This is a genomic window from Novosphingobium sp. KACC 22771 (assembly GCF_028736195.1).
In the GTDB taxonomy this organism is placed as follows: domain Bacteria; phylum Pseudomonadota; class Alphaproteobacteria; order Sphingomonadales; family Sphingomonadaceae; genus Novosphingobium.
In genome coordinates this window covers 1,225,824-1,242,932 of the sequence record NZ_CP117882.1, presented here as the reverse complement: position 1 = coordinate 1,242,932, position 17,109 = coordinate 1,225,824, and the positions used below count along the sequence as shown (strand labels likewise).

The window sequence follows — 17,109 nt, the reverse complement described above, 5'->3', positions numbered from 1 at the left end:
TCGGGCAAAGCCAAGGGGGCGGTCCCCATGGAAGGAACATGGCGTTCCTCACCCCTCTCATGCGGGAGGTCGTCATAGCTAGTCGCCTAAACAGGTTATGATATTGGGAGAAAGGGGATCAAAATCCATCGGGCGGCAAAGAGGTCGCAGGCGTGATGATAGATATCGCCGGTCAGTTCTATACGTTCATCAGCCTCCCGCCTAGCCAATAGGTATTACTTTCCTGTCATCGGGCCTGATTGTCTCGATTATTCAGGCTCCTAAACTTTCCGCTCATGCCGGTAGCGCCCGAAGGGTGGCGGACCGTTTCAAGGAAAGGTTTTGTCATGGACGATCACTCCAAGCCCCACACTCCGGCTGGCGGCAATCCGGCCCGTGTCGCGCCGCGCGGTGTTGAGCGTCCGGCCCCGCGCTTTCGCGGCCCGGCGGTGGCCCAGCCCGATTATGCCAGACTGGGTCTGGGCAGCGCCTGGGAGGCGGAAGGGCGCAATTGAGGGTGTAGGCGCCCCGCTGCCGCACGGGGCGCCCTGTCATCAGCGCTTGCGCGCGAAATAGCGGCTGAGCACCTGATATTTGGCCGAGGTGGCCAGCGGCTGATCCTGCCAGTTCAGCATGCCGTGGCCACCGGCCGCAGGCGGCATCACGTCGCAGAAATGGTTGAACAGGGTCGTCCCTTGTGCAAATTGTATGTCGAGCAGGCGGCGATAGGCCTCGCCGATCCTGGGATCTTCCTGAACCTTGGCAAACAGGGCATCGATCTTGGCCCGGAAAGGGGGAGGAACCATGCCCGTTTCAAAATCGGTGCCCCCTTCATAAACCACCATCCCCAGCCCATAGCGCCGGGCAATGCTGCGATGGAGCGCGATGGATGCCGCTGATGCGGTGATCGCCTGATTGAGGCTGTCCATCACCTCGGCCGGTGTCCGCTGGGCGATCTGGCTTGCCGTTTCGGGATGGGACATATCGCGATAGCGATAGGGCGAGACATAGCCGCCCACCGCCAGCACATCGGCCTTGCGATAGGTGTCGCGATAGGAAAGGATGATTTCGGCCTCGCGCGGCCAATTCTGCTGTCCGGCGATGACATGCGCGATCTTGCCCGCATCGCGGCCATAGACCGCGTTCCAGATGTCGAACATCTGTGTGGCGCGCAAGGCGTACCAATAAAGCCCGGCATTGGCATGATTATGCGAGGAATCCAGCTCCATCAGCGTGCCCATCTCGCGGGCATAGTTATAGTCGGAGGCAAAGCGGCCGTTCCAGATCTCATTGGAAAATTCGATATAGGGATGCAGGTCGGGCCGCAGATGGCTGTGCACATAGATTGCCATCTGGCGGATGTAATCGTCCGATGCGCGAACCGGCACGTTCAGCCATGGATCGGCACCCAGCCGGTTGGCCAGCGCGATCTGAAACTCCAGCGCCACGCCGGTCCGCGTCACTGGCTCGGTGCTGGGCGAGAAGCTGAGCGCCTGGGTGGCGTAATTTGCCGGGCGGCGCTCTGACCATTCCACCACATCGGATCGGGCAATCCCGGTCCATGGCAAGAAGCGGATGGTGCCAAACGGTTTGAGCGCGCGCAAAAATGGCGGATAAAAGGGATCGCGCTGATAGGTCTGTTCATAGCCGGGCAGGATGACGCGGATATTGCGGATGGGGTCATCCGGCGCCGTTGCATTCTCGATCAGACAGATGCCGCTCTTTTTCGGATCAGCACTGGGCGTGACGTCAATCAGCAGTCGTCCGGGGCGGTCCTCGACAATTTTGAGGCTGCCGCGCGCGGTCAGTTCGCCCCGGCCGTCATACAGTACGGTGTAGCGGCCCGCCGGATAATGGCCCTGATTGAAACGCTGAAAGGTGCAGGCCTGCGCAAATTGCCCCTCGGCCAATTCGGTGATCCAGCCATTGACCAATGTTGTCTTGCCGTAAAGGGCGGTGCCCCGGATGATCCATGGGTCGAACTGTTTGAACACATCCACAAAGGGAATTTCGGGAAAGGGGCTTCCCACCATCGAGAGATTGATGCCCAGACGCGGCGTTTCCGGCCGCCATCCGCGCGGCGCGGCGGGCGATGAGGCCGGTACAGTGCAGGACACACTGGCCGCAAGGGTCAAGAGGCAGGCAAGGCGGGTTCGGTTCATGGAAAGTCCCCATGAGAAAAAAGGCACCGCAAGGGAATGAACCCAAGCGATGCCCTTTTCAGATTGGCATGTGGTGCAAGGAAAAGGTCACTTTATCAGGCGACCAGATCTTTTGCCTTCATGCGATAACGGCCTGCGATAAACAGCAGGACCATCAGCAACAGCGCCAGCGGCAGTTTGGCGCCATCGATTTCCGGCGCGGCCACAGCCTTAGTGAAGTTGGTGATATTCAGGGTGGCCGTCGAGTTGGTGGTGCCCTTGGTATAGGTCAGCAGCCAGCCGAAGGTGTCCCCGTTTTCCAGATTGTAGGCATAGGTGCCCGACGAGCCGGTGAGGGCCGTCGAGACGCCGTTGACCACAAAATGCAGCGTGTAATTGACCGCCGAGCTCGAGTTGGTCACCACCGAATAATCGAAGTTGAACAAACCCTTGGCCATCGAGGTATAGCTGATGCCGGCAATCGAACTTCTGCTGGCATTGGTCTTCGTGGCCGCCACCGAAAGCAGCGAGTCGGTCGAAGACACAGGCGCGGTCTTGTTGTTGTAGGTGTTGCGCGTGTACGTATAGTCGGTGAAGTCAAACAGCGGTGTTGTTGCTGCCGACGCCAACGACGGAAAGGCAACGGCGAGCGCCAGAAAAAGCAGCGCGGCCAGCCTTGCAAAGATTCCATTTTTCATGAAAATCTCCCGTTGGTTGGGTGATTGGCCAAAGAATTACAGGTAACTCCATTGGCCGGTGGACAGGGCATACAGGCACAGGCATGCATTGGTCACGCAATGCGCCAGTATTGCGTCGGCGTATTGGCCACGACGCATTTGGATTGCGCCATAGACCAGGCCTGCTGCAATCCCCGCCAGAACGTCTGCATGCACCAGGCCAAAGACGATCGACGTTACCAGCAGGGCGCTGGCGCGGGCGATCGGGCGGGGAAGGGTGATCTGTGCGCGGTCGGCCAGCCAGGGGAGCAAAAAGCCTCGAAAGGCCATTTCTTCCACCAGCGGCGCCAGCAGCACCGATCCGGCCAGGCGAAACACCAGCCAGAGACAACTTGCGATAAGGGGCGCGCCAAACAGCGCGGATTCAAACCGGGCCGAGGCCAGAGGATCGGCAGGCACCAGCATCAGCCAGAGGCCAAAGGCGCCCATCCCGGCCAGTATCGGCAAAGCCGTTACCTGCCACGTGGCGGGCGGGCGCAAATCCTTCATCCGCCATAATACCGCGCCCACCACCATCACCCCGACCGGATAGGGCCAGTCAAATTCGCCCGCCGCCAGCCCGAGCACCAGCAGACAGGCGAGCATTGCCATCTGGGGGATGATCAACCGGACGTTGTGATGCGCGATGCGGGGATGGGCCGATGCCTCCGGCGCAGGGCGAGGCGCGGCATCGGGCGTCGCGCCATGCGCCGGTGCGCGCCCGGCAAAGCGGCGAATGGCAAGGGTGAACATGGCGCAAACCACCACCAGGGTCACCACGCCGAAATTGCTGTGAAAGCCCGTTACCGCGATCTCTGGCGACCAGTGATCGCCAATGTAGAACAACAGCGCCAGACGCAGCGCATTGATGACAAAGGTCAGCCCCGCCGCCGCCGCCACCAGCGCCAGCGCGCGGCCAAGATAAAGCCTGTGCCTTTCCAGCGCGACCAGCGTCAGCAACAGCGCAGTGGTGAGCAACAAGCCCTCGATCCCCGCGCAGACCGGGGCGATCGAGACGGTAATTTCGCCGGTCTGATAAAGCGGCCAGCCCCGTTCATTGATCCCGATCGGGTGGATGGGATTGCCGACCAGCAGGCTGAACCATGAGGCAATCGTTACGCAGGCATCGGTGATCGCATAGGAATTGGCGCTTTGGGTGCGTTCGACATAATGCCACGCGAACATTGCCAGCGTGATCGTGCCGCAAAGCGCGACGAGATCGCCCAACTGCTGTCTGTTTTTCAGCGCTTGGGCCGGGACCGCCACTATCCAGCCTGACACCAGATAGGCCGGCCACAGCACCGGGGCGAACATATAGAACAGCAGCGCCGCATTCGGCCCCGACATATCGAGCGCCATCAATGGCGGCGTCATGATCGAACCGGCGACAAGGACCAGTCCGATCACACCATGCAGCAGCGCCATCAGCGGCGGCACCGGGGCCTTGATGATGCGCTCGATCAATCGGCCATCGTTGGTGACGGCATAGGCCAGCCCCGCCGCGCCGCCCAGCACCAGCCCCTGAATCAGCGAGGGCAACCATGTCAGCGCCTGCTGCAGCCGTCCGCCGGACAGATCCGGGTTGGCATATTTGGTATCCGAGGCCAGCACGACCAGCCCCAGCAGCGCGATCTGGGCCAGCGCGGTCAGCGCGCGTGGGCCACAGGCGGCCCAACTCCACACCGAAGGCAGCACAGGGTCGGATCGGCGCTCAAGGGAGGGCGAACCCATCAGAACAGGCTCGCCAGCAAGGCGCCCTGCGCGGCCAGCAGGAGGATCAAGCCATAGCGGCGGCGGCGCAAGACATAGCGCAGGCCCCCGGAATGGCGCCACGCCAGCACCGCCAGAGTAACCGCGCAAAGTGTCAGGCCGGCAATGACGGGCGTGTCAATCGCCGGCCTGACGATGGGGTTGGCTCCCAACACCACCAACCCCAAAAAGGCGATCCCCAAAGGCAGCAGCAGCGCGCAGGTGATGCGGACATAGCGTTCGTAGCTGATCAGCACGAGATAGGAGGACGAGCGGTATTTATCGCTCTTTTTGGTAAGGATAAGCACCGCGCAGGCAAAAGAGGCGAGCAGGGCCAGAATCTGGACCGTCCAGACCACCCGCCGCCGCGATGCATTTTCGTCGCGGGTCAGCGAGGACGACGCGCGCGCCATTGCCGCGGCCATGGCGGCATCGTCCACCTTGACATCGGCCCGCGCGAGAAGTTCGGTATTGGCCCGATCAATTACCTGCGCCGATTTGACCTGACGCAGCTGGGCCGCCAGCGCATCGCGCACCAGCACCGGATCAACAGGGTCGGAATAGGAACCGTGCAGCGCCAGCAGGTGGCACCTGTCGCCCTTGCATTGAACGCTTACCTTGCCCGGCGCGCCGTCAAGCTGTTTGAGCACGGCCAGATCCTCAACCGGGATTTGCTCGCTGCCGTCCCAATTGCGCGACATGCTGATGCGAAACGCCGGGTTCTGCGCCCAGACCAGATTGAGCTGAAATTCATCCGGGTTCATCGCGGCCCCCTTGCGCCATTCGGGCAGGCGGCTGTTCAACTCCGCCTGGGCGTTGGGGGTCAGGGCGATCAGGTCGGCGCGTGAATAGTGATAGGTGCGGCGCCCGCCAAAATAGTCGGGATGCGCGGCGATGAAATCGTCCACCTCGCGCGGGGAAACCTCGATGCCCTGCAAACGGCTGCTGTCATAGGCGGCCAGCACGAATTTGCGCCGTTGGGATTCCAATGCGGCCTGCAATTGCGGATCGTTCTTGATCGCCTTGCCAAAGGCGGCATCGACGGCAACCTCGGCCATCATGGTCTTGAGCGTCTGCAGGCGGACATCCTGCGACACGGCGGTGGGCCCATGCTCTTCCTGAATCCGGCGCGCCAGATCCTCGTCAAAGATACGGATGCCGTTGACTGTGGCGATGACAGCGCCCTTTCGGGCGCTATTGGCGGCCGCATCGCCGCTTATGCTATTGGATACAGCATTGCCTTGGGCGCCTGCTTCGCCATGGCCGCCAATGGACAGAAAAAAGGCGAGTACCGCCGCAAGCTTACGCAAATTGAACAAGACATCTCCATTCGCCTGGCTCAAAATCGTCGAGCTTCATCGACATGGCCGGTTAAGGCGCTGCGATGATTTTGGCATGCAGGCGGCAAGGTAATGGACAATGTGGGTTCAGGGCTATCGCACATCCGGTTTAGTACGTAGCCATTAGGATTACGCGGTGAGTGCGAAGCGATGTAAGTATCGGGCAAACAACGTCTTAAAAGAATTAAGGAAATGATATTTTGCGCCGCAACACAATTCGTCGGCATCAGCGGCTTTTGGGAAAAGCGGTGACAGTATAGCCCATGATTCTCGTCTTGAGCGGGGGAATGGGGTCGGCCGCCAGCGTATGCAGGTCGGCCGTGACGCTCGATGATGGCGCCGGTTGGGCCAGCGTCAGCGGCGGCGCGGCAAAGGAGGCCGCGACAACCAGCGCAAACAGGGTGGTGCGAAAGGTCATGGCGTGCTCCTGCCTCAAAACGCCCGTGCGTGGATCAGCACGCGCAGAGTTCCGACGATGATCGCGATATCGCGCCAGATCGTCCAGCCATCCAGATATTCCAGATCGGCCTTCAAACGCCGCGTCAAATCGCTTTCGGTTTGCGTTGCGCCGCGCAGCCCGCGCATCTGGGCCAGACCGGTCAGTCCCGGCTTGACCGCATGGCGCAGCCAGTAACGGCGGTCGACATCCCAAAACAATTGCTCGCCCGCCAGCGAGCCGATGGCATGCGGGCGCGGCCCCACGATGCTCATATGCCCGCGCAGGACGTTGAAGAGCTGGGGCAATTCATCAATGCTGGTGCGCCGGATCAGGCGGCCGATGGGGGTGATGCGGTCATCGTCGCGGCTGGCCGAGCGGGCGCCCACGGCATCGGCGCGCTCCACCCGCATCGAGCGGAACTTGTAGATCGGAAAGAAGCGGTTGTTGCGCCCGGTCCGGTTCTGGACGAACAGGACCGGCCCGCCATCGCCCAGCCGGATCAGCAAGGCGACCACCGCCAGCAAAGGCGCCAGCGCCAGAATGGCTCCGCCCGCCACCGCCACGTCAAAGGCGCGCTTGGTGGCGCGCTGGCTCATCGACAGGGGCTGGACCGACACGACCAGAGCGCCGTAATCATCCCCCCGACGCGAACCCAGCACGTCGAGCATATGGACCTCGGCATCAAGGATCTCGCCCGAAACATTGGCGCTTTTGAACACCAGCGACCATGCCTCGCGCCGATGCGCGGGGCAGGCGACGAGCACGCGGTCCATCCCGTCCATATAGCGGCCGAGCCGGTCGAGCATATGCGGATCGCTCAGGTCGGGACGCAGGCCATGCGTGCGGGCATGAACGCGAACGCCATGCGCGATGGCGGGCAATTCGCCGTCATCATCGATCATCAACAGGTTTTGCGCATGCGCGCCGCAACGGCGGCGAACCATCGGGCGCAGCATCAGGCGCAGCGCGATCATCAAGAGGATCGTGATCCCCATGGCCGCGCCGACGGCTCCCACGCCGCCCGTCCCGCGCCCCGCTTCATGCGACAGCAGCGTTGCCCAATGCGCCGTGATCAGCACGATATGGGCGAGCAGGAGGGCCGCAATCGCCTTGCTGGGCGCCAACAGACGGTCGGTCAGCGTGGCCAGCGAATAGGCGGGCAGGATCAGTGCAATCGTCCAGTAGATCGGCAAAAGCAGGTCGAGATGAAAGGGCGAGGGCGCGGTGAGGCGCGCCGCTGCGGCAAGCCCCAGACCAATGGCCAGCCCATCGGCCAGCACCAGCGCAAGATAGGATTGCAGCCGCCTTTGCCGCATCGGGGGCAATTTGGGCGGTATCGCCGGGGCAGGGCTGAGGCGGGGCGTTGCCGGCGCGATTGGCCGGCCCGTGGGGGCATCATTGCGCAAGCCGAATGAGGTGGGGCGCATAGGACCGCTCTCCTGTGGTTCGGTTGAAATGGGCATGCTCAGGGTTGCAAATGGGCCAGATTGGCGGGATTGGGGTGCAATATGACGCTGGGGTCGCGGCGCCACGCCCGGCCCAGCGCATCCAGATCCATGTCCCACCAGCGCGATGCCTCGATGGCCGCGATGGTTTCGGGTTCAAAGCGCATCCGCATCACGCGTGCGGGTACACCCGCCACGACGCTGTAGGCGGGCACATCGCGCGTCACGATCGATCCCGCGCCGATGACCGCGCCGCGCCCGATGAATTTGCACCCCGGCAGGATGATTGCGTGATGGCCGATCCACACATCATCCTCGATCACCAGCGTTTCGGCATGGATCGTGTCGCGCTCGACCACGCCAAAGCGCGCTTCATAGACCAGCGGGTGGGTGGTCAGGGCATGCAGATCATGATTGGCATCGACCACGCGGCAGGTTTTCGAAAACGAGCAATAGCGCCCGATCCGCAGCGGGCCGGGAATGCGCCAGCGGTCAAAACAACCATAGGAATAAAGGCCGACATCAATATTGTATTTCCGGCGAAATTCACCGCGCACCCATAGGTCGAAGGGTTGTTGCTTGCGCCGCAGAAAGAATTTGGCGCGAAAGATCAGGTCTTTGATCAAGGCAGGGTCCTGAGAACGGAGTTTTGAGAGGGCGCTTTGGATTCAGGTGTGGCGGACCGCTTGCCGCCAAGGCGCATGGCGGGCTGCTCAACCAGCTTCCAACTGATCCAGCCCGCCGCGAGAGCAAGGCAGGCAGTGAGGGCTGCGTTCAACCAGACATTCATGCCCGGCGCGTACCAAAACAGCAGCTTGCCGATGGGCCAGGCATACAGATAGACGCCGTATGAAATGTCATCCCTGGCATTGATGCGCAGGAAAAGCGGGTCCTTTATGCAAAGGGCCAAATACAGCAGCCCATAACCACCCAGCAGCACCAGTGCGGTTTCGGCCAACGCATGGGAAAACATCGCCGGGACCAGCAGCAGCGCTGCGACCAGGGCTACGCGGCGGTTGAAAACAGGCGATAGAAGGCGAAAGCAGCTACCTGCCATATACGCCAGCGTGAGCCGGATCAGATCGTCCGGCTTACCCAGCAGCGCGATTAGCAGTTTGGGCATAGCGGGCAGAGGATGTAGCTGTGCCCATATGTGGGTAATCGCCAAAATCCCAGTGAGCCACAGCATCAGGCGTGGTCGCTTAAGAATACCGATCATCCCCAAAAGGTAGGTCAGCAGGTAGCATCGGAATTCAAAGCGGATGGTCCACATCGCTCCGTTTAGCGCGTTATAAGGCGATCCGGTGAATGCATCCCCCCATTGCGGGCCGCTTAGTAAAACCATGTGTACTAGAGCCATGCCCCATTCGCGCGGGGCAGGCTAGTCAGACTGATGCCGCGGAGCGGCCCCACGATGACCAGGCAGAACAAACTGGCCACGAGAAATCCGGGATAGATGCGCATGACGCGACGGCGCAGGAAACCCTTGCTGTTCGAGAGCATGCTGGCCGAAATCAGATAGCCGCTGATGATGAAAAAGCCATCGACGGCCAGATCGCCGAAACTGAGCGTGCCAAACAGGCGGGTCAGGATTTCACGGTGGCGATCGCCATTGGCCATTTCCGGCGCATGGCTGAGGATGACAAGCAGCGCGAGCATCAGGCGCAACGCGCCAAAGCCATTCTTTCGGGACATGGATGAATTTCCGGTCATCATGAGGGTTTGCGGCGATAGGGGTCTGCAGCGCGCAACCGGGCCAAAAGGGCGCAGGCAAGGATGGTCGCGCAAAGCGCGATGTCGATGATGTGATGCAGGTGCAGCGGCCCCACGGGCTGATAGAGCAGGGCATCGGTGCCATGCAGCGAAATCGCGCGCAGGATCGCCAGGGCCACCAGCCCCATCGCCGCAACCCATGCCGTAGTTGCCCGCGGGCGCCGCAGCGACAGGCCCCCGCGGCGCCCGGCCAGATAGAGCAGCCCCAGCGCCAGATAAAGCATCGGCACCTGAACCAAACGCCGGTCTTCATACAGCGCGTTGCTCTGGCTCCATCCGCGCAGGGACTGCATCAGCCAGCCTTGCGTCCCCATCAGCCGCCAGAGCGCCAACAGGGCCAGCAGCAGCGCAATGCGGCGCCACAGACCCCCGCCGCGGCGTCCGCTGTTGAGCACTGCCAGCGCCGCAGTCACCAGATAAGCCGCGCTCAACGCGATGGCCGGCACGCTCTGGCCCATCATCGATCACCCGGGCGCCTTGCCGGAGGGATAGCCATGGCGCCATTCCTCGCGCTGGGCCCATGCCGCGCGCCAGTTGGCGGCGACTTCGCCAAACCGGGAGGGACGCAGCCGCGCGGCAAGGCCATAGCCCACGCGCCGGATCAGTACATTGGCCACGATGGTCGCCGCACCGAAATTGCGCCAGCCCCATGGGTAATGCTGTTTGATGATGGCGATATGGGCGGCGGAAATCTGACAGATCTTGCGTGTGTGGCTGCGGGTGCTGCCGCCGCCGTAATGGACGATGGTGGCCGAAGGCGTGATCATCGGCTTGGCCCCCAGACGGATCGCGCGGGCGCACAGATCCGTGTCATCGCCATACATGAAATAGCCCGCGTTAAAGCCGCCCAGTTCTTCCCAGAACGACTTGTCGATCAGCAGCAGACAACCCGTGACGATATCGACCCGCCGCTCGCTGTCGCGCAGCCATCCCGGATAGGCGCGGGGGTTGAAGAAGGGCGAGCGCGGAAACAGCGCGGTCAGGCCCAGCGCCTGGCTGAGTTGGTTCCACGGCGTCAGGCGGCCATAGCACGAGGTAGGGTTGAGCGAGCGGTCGCCAAACAGCGTGCGCCCGCCCCAGATCTTGGCTTGCGGCTCGCGGCGGCTGAAGGCCATAAGGTTGTCGATCGCCCGGTCCAGCACCACCGTATCGGTGTTGAGCAGCAGGATCTTCTTGCCCCTGGCTTGCGGCACTTGAAGGTTAGTGCCCACCGAAAAGCCGTGATTGACCGTTTCGGCCATCACCACGACATCGGGAAATTGCTCACGGATCGCCTCGACCGAACCGTCGGAGGAGGCATTGTCGAGGACGATGATCTCAAAGCTGGTATCATGAGTCTGTTCATAGACCGAGGCGATGCAGTCGAGCGTCATCTGCCTTGTGTTCCAGCTGATCAGCAGGATGGAGAGTTCGGGCGCGGGTGCGGTGTCCACGTCGGGCGTCCTTTCGTGATGAGAGCGCGGCCGGTTAAGCGGCGCGATAGATGCGGTTGCGATAGGCAAGGCGATAGGGAACGGTTTCCACCAGCCGATGGACCACCCAGCCCGCCGCAAGCGACAGGCCGAGCGCGAGCACGAGATAGGCCGGCATGGTCAATGCCCATGGCAGGCGTTCGACATGCAGCCTGTGTCCGGCCATGCGCAGCGCCATGTAGACATAAGGATGGGTCAGATAGAGCGAATAGCTGATCGTGCCCAGAAAGGTGAAAGGACGGCTGATCAACAGGCGGGCGAGCGGATTGCGTTCGTCCAGCACATCGTGAACCGCCACCAGCGTGGCGGCCAGCAGCATCAGCGCGATCAATTGCATCCCGGTTTCCGAGAAATAGGATCGCGGATCGAAATCGAAGAAAGTGGCAATGACCAGAATCGCCGCCACGGCCAGCACAAAGGGCAGATTGCGGCGGGGCGCGAGCGGGCGCTCCATTTTGGCCGCCATGAAATAGAGCACCACGCCGCCGATAAAATAGGCGGTGATGTCATAGGCCGTCAGCACCAGCAACGAGAGCGCTACAGCGCATAGTGCGCGTACCGGCTGAAAGGCATCACGCCGCCGGATAAAGGCGTCGATGACCAGATAGGAGCAGATATAGTACCACACCTCCAGCGTGATCGACCATGCATTGGGACTGAGCGCCTGGGTGCCGGCAAACATGTCGAGGAAGAACAGATTGGCCAGCAGATCGGTGGGCGATCCCCGGTCTGGCGCGATATGCAGCGCGCGATTGGCGAAAAAATAGAACAGCGTGAAGAGCGCAAAGACCGGATAGATCCGCATGAAACGCCGCCCGGCAAATTCACGCGGGCTGTATTTCAGACAGCTTTGCGTGATGACATAGCCGCTGATGACGAAGAACAGTTCGACGCCATAGGTGCCCAGATTGGCCAGACGCGGCATGACGGCGGCCAGCAGCGGGTCATCATGATAGAAGTGGTCGTAAAAACCATAGGAGACATGGGCGCACAGCACCATGAAGGAGGCCAGACCACGAAGGCCGTGCAGAGGGCGGCTGAACATCGCTTGGGCTTTCACAAGGGTCGGATTGGGCGCAACGGATCAGGACGCGGCGCGGCAGGAGGCTAGCAGGCGGTCCTGGTCGATCCGTTTTGCCATGGCGCGGGCCATCAGTTCCGCCCCGATGGGGGTGAAATGGCGCGCGCCGGTTGAATAGAACAGATGCTGCCCCCCGGCCGCCACGGCGCGGAAATCGGTCAGTGGCGAAATGGGCGGCAATTGCTGTTGCACAGACGCTGGCAACAGGGCGTAGGACGAGGTCAGATCGCGGTTGGGAATGTCAAACGTGGCAAAATTGGCCCCGTCGGCGCGAACCACATCGCGGGCGTGCAGCAGCAGCGCCCCTGATAGCCGGATCTGGGCCGGGCTGATGGCGTAATCGCCGTTCTCCACTTCGCCGCCGTCTCCGGCGTTCGCGGCCTGCTTTTTGCTGAAGAGGGCCAGCAATTGTTTGCCGCGCCAACCGATCTGTTCGCGGGCGAAATTGTAGAACTGGCTGTGATCGGCCAGCAGGCGATAGAGACGCCAGCGCATCAGCCGGTCCTGAACCGCCACGCCGGGCAGATAGGCGGTGCGGCCCGGCACCAGATGATCGCCATCGAGTCGGTACAGCCCGGCGCGCGAGTTGTCGTCATAATCGGTGACCTGCCATTGCATCAGCACCAGATCGGGGTGAAACTGCCGTCCCACGCTTTCATAGGCGCGCAGGTTTTCCGCCGTGCCAAAGCCCGAGACGCCAAAGTTCAGCACCTCGACCGGGTGATCCGGCCGCGAGAGCAGCGCCTCCAGACGCTTGGCATAAGTGGCCGCCAGAGGCAGTTCGTAGCCAATCGTATAGCTGTCGCCGAACAGGGCGATGCGGCAAGTGCGCGCCGGCTTGGCCAGCGGATAGTCGCGGTCATCGCGCATGCCCTGCATGTTGATGCGATAGGTGACATCGACCTCGGGCGTGACATGGGCATAGGTGGCGCCGGGAATATTGCCGCGGATGCCAAAGGGCGTTCCGGTGACATAGCGGGGCATCAGGGCCTGCGGCGCGACAAGGCGCAAGAAAACCTCGGCCACCAGCGCGGTCCACAAGGCCAGCGCCGCGATCCGGGCAATCCGGCCCAACAGGGTGGATGACATGAAAAAGCGCCCCGTTCGTTAAAAGTCGAAATAGATGAATTGCTGGCCCGCCGAGGCGACCAGCACGAGATTGGCCAGCACCAGCACGACCACCGCCGTATAGCGCAGCAGATAGGGCAGCCGGACAAAGGCAAAGCCGCGATCCTCGGCCAGACGCATCGCGGCCTCGACGGCAAAGAGCGGCAGGGCATAGAAGGCAAAGGTGGCCCATGGCCCCTGCGCCAGACCATGCAGGCCCAGAATGCCCGCCACGATCGTATTGCCGGTTTCCACCCCATTGGCGCGGAAATAGGTCCATGTCAGCGCGATCAGCGGCATCAGCACGGCCCATGCCACAATCCCGCGCAGCCATGTGCGGTCCGCGCGGAACACATAATCGTCCACCCGTGCCACGCGGTAGAGCACCAGAATGAGGCCGTGCAGAAAGCCCCAGACGATGAAGGTCCACGCCGCCCCGTGCCACAGCCCGCCCAGCACCATGGTGAGCATCAGATTGCGGCAGGTGTTCCATGCCCCGCCCCGATTGCCGCCCAGCGCGATATAGAGATAATCGCGCAGCCACTGTGACAGGCTGATATGCCATCGGCGCCAGAATTCAGACGGCGTGCGCGAGAAATAGGGCAGGGCAAAGTTGATCCGCAGATCAAAGCCCATCAGCGCGGCAAGGCCCCGCGCCATATCGCTGTAGCCGGAAAAATCGCCGTAGATCTGAAAGCTGAAGGCCAGCACGCCCACCAGCAATTCGCCCGAGGACAGGCCATGGGGCGCATGAAACACCGGATTGGCCAGAACCGCCAGATTGTCGGCCACCACCTGCTTTTTAAACAGGCCCCACAGGAACAGCACCATGCCCTGCCGGGCCAGCGCCCAACTGACCGTCTGCACATGGCGGAACTGGGGCAGCATGTGGGCGGCCCGCTCGATGGGGCCGGCCAGGATTTGCGGAAAGAAGGTGAGGAACGTGGCGAATTCGATGAAGTCGTCCGACGGCTCCAACCGCCCGCGCGAGACGTCGATGGTGCGGCCGATCGACTGGAACGTATGGAACGAAATGCCCAGCGGCAGGATGATGGCAAGGGACACATAGCCCAGATGCACACCCAGCGCGGAAAGCGCGTGATCGAGCGATTCCCCAAAGAAATTCATGTATTTGAAGAAACACAGCACGGCCAGATTGACGATCACGCAGGCATGCAGCCAGCGGCGGCGGCGAACCGCTTCATCCTCGATCGCGTTCAGCGCATAGGTCAGCCCCGTATAGAGCAGCAGGGCCGCCAGCACTGGCAAGGTCATCAGCGCGAATTGATGCCCATGATTGGCCACCAGCGCCACCAGCCCGACCCCGCCCAGAAACAGGCAGCTTTTTGCCCATTGGCCGCGCGTGATCCGCCGCCCCGCGGCGCCCAGCGCGCTCAGGTAGTCAAGCCCGACGGTAAAGGCCAGCAGCGTGGTGAAACGCACATCCCACCAGCCGTAAAAGATGAAGGCCGCCACGATCAGCAGCACATTGCGCGCCCGGACCCGCCGCCGCAGCATCAGGAACGCCGGATAGAACAGCGCAAAGAAGACCGCGAAGGGCCAAGTGAAGAACAGCATCCGGAAATCGGCTTTCGGAAAAAAGAAGGATCAGCGGCAGGACGGATCGGCGCGGTGGCCGATGATGCCGAAAGGATCTGGGCCGTAGCGCACCTGAATGGGCCCGATCAGGACGTGGCGTTCCGACACTTTCGGATCGGCGCCGTCATAGTGCCAGCTTGATTCATAGATTCCGGCCTTCAGATAAGGCCCCAGATAGTCGCGATGGGCATTGGGGCCTTTGTCATCGCTCACGATCCTGTCGCCCAGCCACAGGCGCAGGCGGCCCTGCGCGGTGCTCGACCACAAGGCGCTGATCGTCCAGCATTGCCAGCTTCCCTTGGTCAGCGGCGCCTGACCGATTTCGCTGATGCCTTGAACCGCGCCGCCAGGCGGTGTGGCGATGCGGTCGTCCCAGCTTTTGTGGATGGTCCAGTGATCCCCCTCAATGCCTATGTCGAGCGGAGGATATTTGCCCGGCTCCAGCAAGAGCACATCGCGCGATCCGTGCCATTGAAAGATGATGGAATGGCGCGGCGAGGATACCCAGTCTTGCGGGATAAAGGCCGAGACGCGATACCACACCTCCTGTCCAAGCGCGTTGGGGCGCAGGCGCAGTTCAGCGCGGTGATTGCCTTTGACCAGCGGTTCGCTTGGCGCGACGCGGAATTCGCGCACCATGCGCCGGGCATCCGCAGGGTCGGCCACCAGCCTTGTTGAGGTCGCACAGCAATATTGCAGCGCATAATCGGCCTTGCCCAGCATCAGATCGGTCTCGCTGGTGCCTGCCGGTTCGCCCGCGCGAAAGGTGACATCGACCGGCTGGCCATAGGACAGCGTGAAATGATGCGCCGCCAGCGCAGCGCCGCCCGCCACAGCCAATCCGGCCAGGGCCCAAGGGGCGAGGCGGCGCAAACGAGAGGAAGCCATGAAATCAAGTCCTTTGGTTTAAGGATTTATCGCGCCGCCGCAGGGCGGGGGGGCATGATGGCGCTTCTGGCGCGCTGCTCGGCGATGGTTCGGCTTTGGCGCAATTTGTCCTGGCCGCGGGCAAAGAGCGCACAGTTGGCGCCGCAACCCAGCAGGACCGCGAACCAGATCTGCACACCGCTGAACAGAGCCACGAAAAAGCCGCCCAGCGTCACGACGCCGATCGTCATGCAGATGCCGCGCAGAAAGTAGGCATCGGTCCGGTCAACCGCGCGGCTCCCTTGGCCCAGTTGAAACATCACCGTCGTCGTGGCCAGCAATTGTGCCGCAGGCACCGCATAACCATAGCGCACCGCCAGAAGCAGCCAGTAGTTGTCGATCGTGTCGGACACCATCCACACGGGGCGGGCAAAATGCCCGTCGCCCAGCCCGAATACGGGATGAGCGGCCACAGCGGCGCCGGCAAACTGCCAGGTCAGAGATCGATAATACGCGGTGTTGCCGTCCACCGCCAGCTTGACGGTAAGGCCTATCAGGCCATGCGCGCTGAAAAGTTGATAGGCAAGCAGACCAAGGCCGAGCATCAGCAGCAGTCCCTGCCACCTTATCCCCTGCACCATGAGGGTTATGCGATCATAGAACAGCAAGCCGATGCTCAGCGCCAATATCATGAAAGCGGTCGAACTGACCGTGAAAAAGGCGAGACAGCCCGACAGCAGCCCGACCTTGCGAGGCCATCCGCGCAGTTGGGAACTGAAATAGAGCGGAAGGAGCGAAGCGAGATACAGCCCGCCCAGAATAGGATGAGGAAAGGCGCCGACCCCGCGAAACAGCCCCAGGCGAGCCTGATAGTTGGCCAGCGAGGTCATGACGATGCCCATCGCTTCGATGTTGGGAAAGAAGCTGCGCACCACCGGCTGGACGATCAAGCGGTGCGTCACGCTTTCGGCCATGACCAGCAGGCCCGCCACCAGATACATAGGCGCCATGATGACAAAGAGGCGGCGCAGATCATTGATGCTGGCGATCGAAACGCGCGCCACGACATAGCCCAGCAACAGGTCCATCGCGACCGACAGGCTGCGCTGAATGCCTGAGGCCAGCCCTTGATTGGCGACCATCGCGGCCACCATCCAGACAACCGAGAACAGCACCAGCAGATCCGAGGGCAGAGGTTTGCGCACATTGGCGGGGGCGTGGCGCACGATAAAGGGCAGAAGCAGCAAAAAGGCGAGGCGATAGGAGAACAGCTCAATCCCCGCCACGGTCACGCGCACTTCGGGCGGCAGGAGCGTGGTGAACAGGATGATCGCGGCGATCCACACCGGCCCGCGAGTCTCGGTCCGGGCCTCGGTCATTGATGGCGTCGCAGAAGATGGG

Annotated in this window: 18 protein-coding genes; 2 read left to right on the top strand and 16 right to left on the bottom strand. The window is 62.1% G+C overall.

The genetic code is table 11. The features are described 5' to 3' along the window. Positions 1-326: 326 nt before the first annotated feature. Complete coding sequence (locus PQ467_RS22350; RefSeq protein ID WP_274176679.1) at positions 327-494, top strand: hypothetical protein; 168 nt, start codon at positions 327-329, stop codon at positions 492-494. Between the two features lie 39 nt (positions 495-533). On the opposite strand, the gene PQ467_RS22345 is transcribed toward PQ467_RS22350, so the two are convergent. The 4 genes from PQ467_RS22345 to PQ467_RS22330 all read right to left on the bottom strand — a co-directional run bounded on the left by PQ467_RS22345 (position 534) and on the right by PQ467_RS22330 (position 5,682). Then, a complete protein-coding gene (locus tag PQ467_RS22345) occupies positions 534-2,141 on the bottom strand; it encodes a hypothetical protein (RefSeq protein ID WP_274176678.1) in 1,608 nt (535 codons plus the stop codon). Between the two features lie 95 nt (positions 2,142-2,236). Continuing rightward, positions 2,237-2,818, bottom strand: a complete 582-nt coding sequence (locus PQ467_RS22340; RefSeq protein ID WP_274176677.1) for a hypothetical protein — start codon at positions 2,816-2,818, stop codon at positions 2,237-2,239. Between the two features lie 36 nt (positions 2,819-2,854). Then, the gene (locus PQ467_RS22335; RefSeq protein ID WP_274176676.1) at positions 2,855-4,567 is read right to left on the bottom strand and encodes a CAAX prenyl protease-related protein; all 1,713 of its coding nucleotides are present in this window, start codon (positions 4,565-4,567) and stop codon (positions 2,855-2,857) included. Continuing rightward, on the bottom strand, positions 4,567-5,682 hold the full coding sequence (locus PQ467_RS22330; RefSeq protein ID WP_274176675.1) for a hypothetical protein: 1,116 nt from the start codon (positions 5,680-5,682) through the stop codon (positions 4,567-4,569). Before PQ467_RS22330 ends, PQ467_RS22335 begins: the two co-directional genes overlap by 1 nt. A gap of 12 nt (positions 5,683-5,694) precedes the next feature. Here PQ467_RS22330 and PQ467_RS22325 point away from each other — a divergent pair, with 12 nt between their 5' ends. Next, a complete protein-coding gene (locus PQ467_RS22325) occupies positions 5,695-5,973 on the top strand; it encodes a hypothetical protein (protein WP_274176674.1) in 279 nt (92 codons plus the stop codon). 178 nt (positions 5,974-6,151) lie between these two features. Here the strand turns inward: PQ467_RS22325 and PQ467_RS22320 are convergent, their stop codons facing one another. From PQ467_RS22320 to PQ467_RS22265, 12 genes are read right to left on the bottom strand one after another with little or no spacing between them, the layout of a single operon-like run. Then, positions 6,152-6,343 carry a hypothetical protein gene (locus PQ467_RS22320; protein ID WP_274176673.1) on the bottom strand — a complete coding sequence of 64 codons (192 nt, stop codon included), beginning with the start codon at positions 6,341-6,343 and terminating at the stop codon, positions 6,152-6,154. A 14-nt stretch (positions 6,344-6,357) separates the two neighbouring features. Then, positions 6,358-7,791 (bottom strand): sugar transferase, encoded by a 1,434-nt coding sequence (locus PQ467_RS22315; RefSeq protein ID WP_274176672.1) that lies wholly within the window; start codon positions 7,789-7,791, stop codon positions 6,358-6,360. Between the two features lie 38 nt (positions 7,792-7,829). Further along, the gene (locus tag PQ467_RS22310) at positions 7,830-8,435 is read right to left on the bottom strand and encodes a CatB-related O-acetyltransferase (protein ID WP_274176671.1); all 606 of its coding nucleotides are present in this window, start codon (positions 8,433-8,435) and stop codon (positions 7,830-7,832) included. Then, the gene (locus PQ467_RS22305; protein ID WP_274176670.1) at positions 8,432-9,169 is read right to left on the bottom strand and encodes a hypothetical protein; all 738 of its coding nucleotides are present in this window, start codon (positions 9,167-9,169) and stop codon (positions 8,432-8,434) included. Before PQ467_RS22305 ends, PQ467_RS22310 begins: the two co-directional genes overlap by 4 nt. Next, positions 9,160-9,504: an acyltransferase family protein gene (locus tag PQ467_RS22300; protein WP_274176669.1), complete on the bottom strand. Its 345-nt coding sequence runs from the start codon at positions 9,502-9,504 to the stop codon at positions 9,160-9,162. Before PQ467_RS22300 ends, PQ467_RS22305 begins: the two co-directional genes overlap by 10 nt. 17 nt (positions 9,505-9,521) lie before the next feature. After that, entirely contained in the window at positions 9,522-10,043 is a 522-nt protein-coding gene (locus PQ467_RS22295; protein WP_274176668.1) for a hypothetical protein, read from the bottom strand. A 3-nt stretch (positions 10,044-10,046) separates the two neighbouring features. Continuing rightward, complete coding sequence (locus tag PQ467_RS22290) at positions 10,047-11,015, bottom strand: glycosyltransferase family 2 protein (RefSeq protein WP_274176667.1); 969 nt, start codon at positions 11,013-11,015, stop codon at positions 10,047-10,049. A 34-nt stretch (positions 11,016-11,049) separates the two neighbouring features. Further along, positions 11,050-12,099, bottom strand: a complete 1,050-nt coding sequence (locus PQ467_RS22285) for an acyltransferase family protein (protein ID WP_274176666.1) — start codon at positions 12,097-12,099, stop codon at positions 11,050-11,052. 39 nt (positions 12,100-12,138) lie between these two features. Next, a complete protein-coding gene (locus PQ467_RS22280; RefSeq protein WP_274176665.1) occupies positions 12,139-13,224 on the bottom strand; it encodes an SGNH/GDSL hydrolase family protein in 1,086 nt (361 codons plus the stop codon). A gap of 18 nt (positions 13,225-13,242) precedes the next feature. Continuing rightward, on the bottom strand, positions 13,243-14,820 hold the full coding sequence (locus PQ467_RS22275) for an MBOAT family O-acyltransferase (RefSeq protein ID WP_274176664.1): 1,578 nt from the start codon (positions 14,818-14,820) through the stop codon (positions 13,243-13,245). A 30-nt stretch (positions 14,821-14,850) separates the two neighbouring features. Next, on the bottom strand, positions 14,851-15,729 hold the full coding sequence (locus PQ467_RS22270; protein WP_274176663.1) for a polysaccharide lyase: 879 nt from the start codon (positions 15,727-15,729) through the stop codon (positions 14,851-14,853). Positions 15,730-15,755: 26 nt separating this feature from the next. Then, a complete protein-coding gene (locus tag PQ467_RS22265; protein ID WP_274176662.1) occupies positions 15,756-17,087 on the bottom strand; it encodes a hypothetical protein in 1,332 nt (443 codons plus the stop codon). Positions 17,088-17,109: the final 22 nt, after the last annotated feature.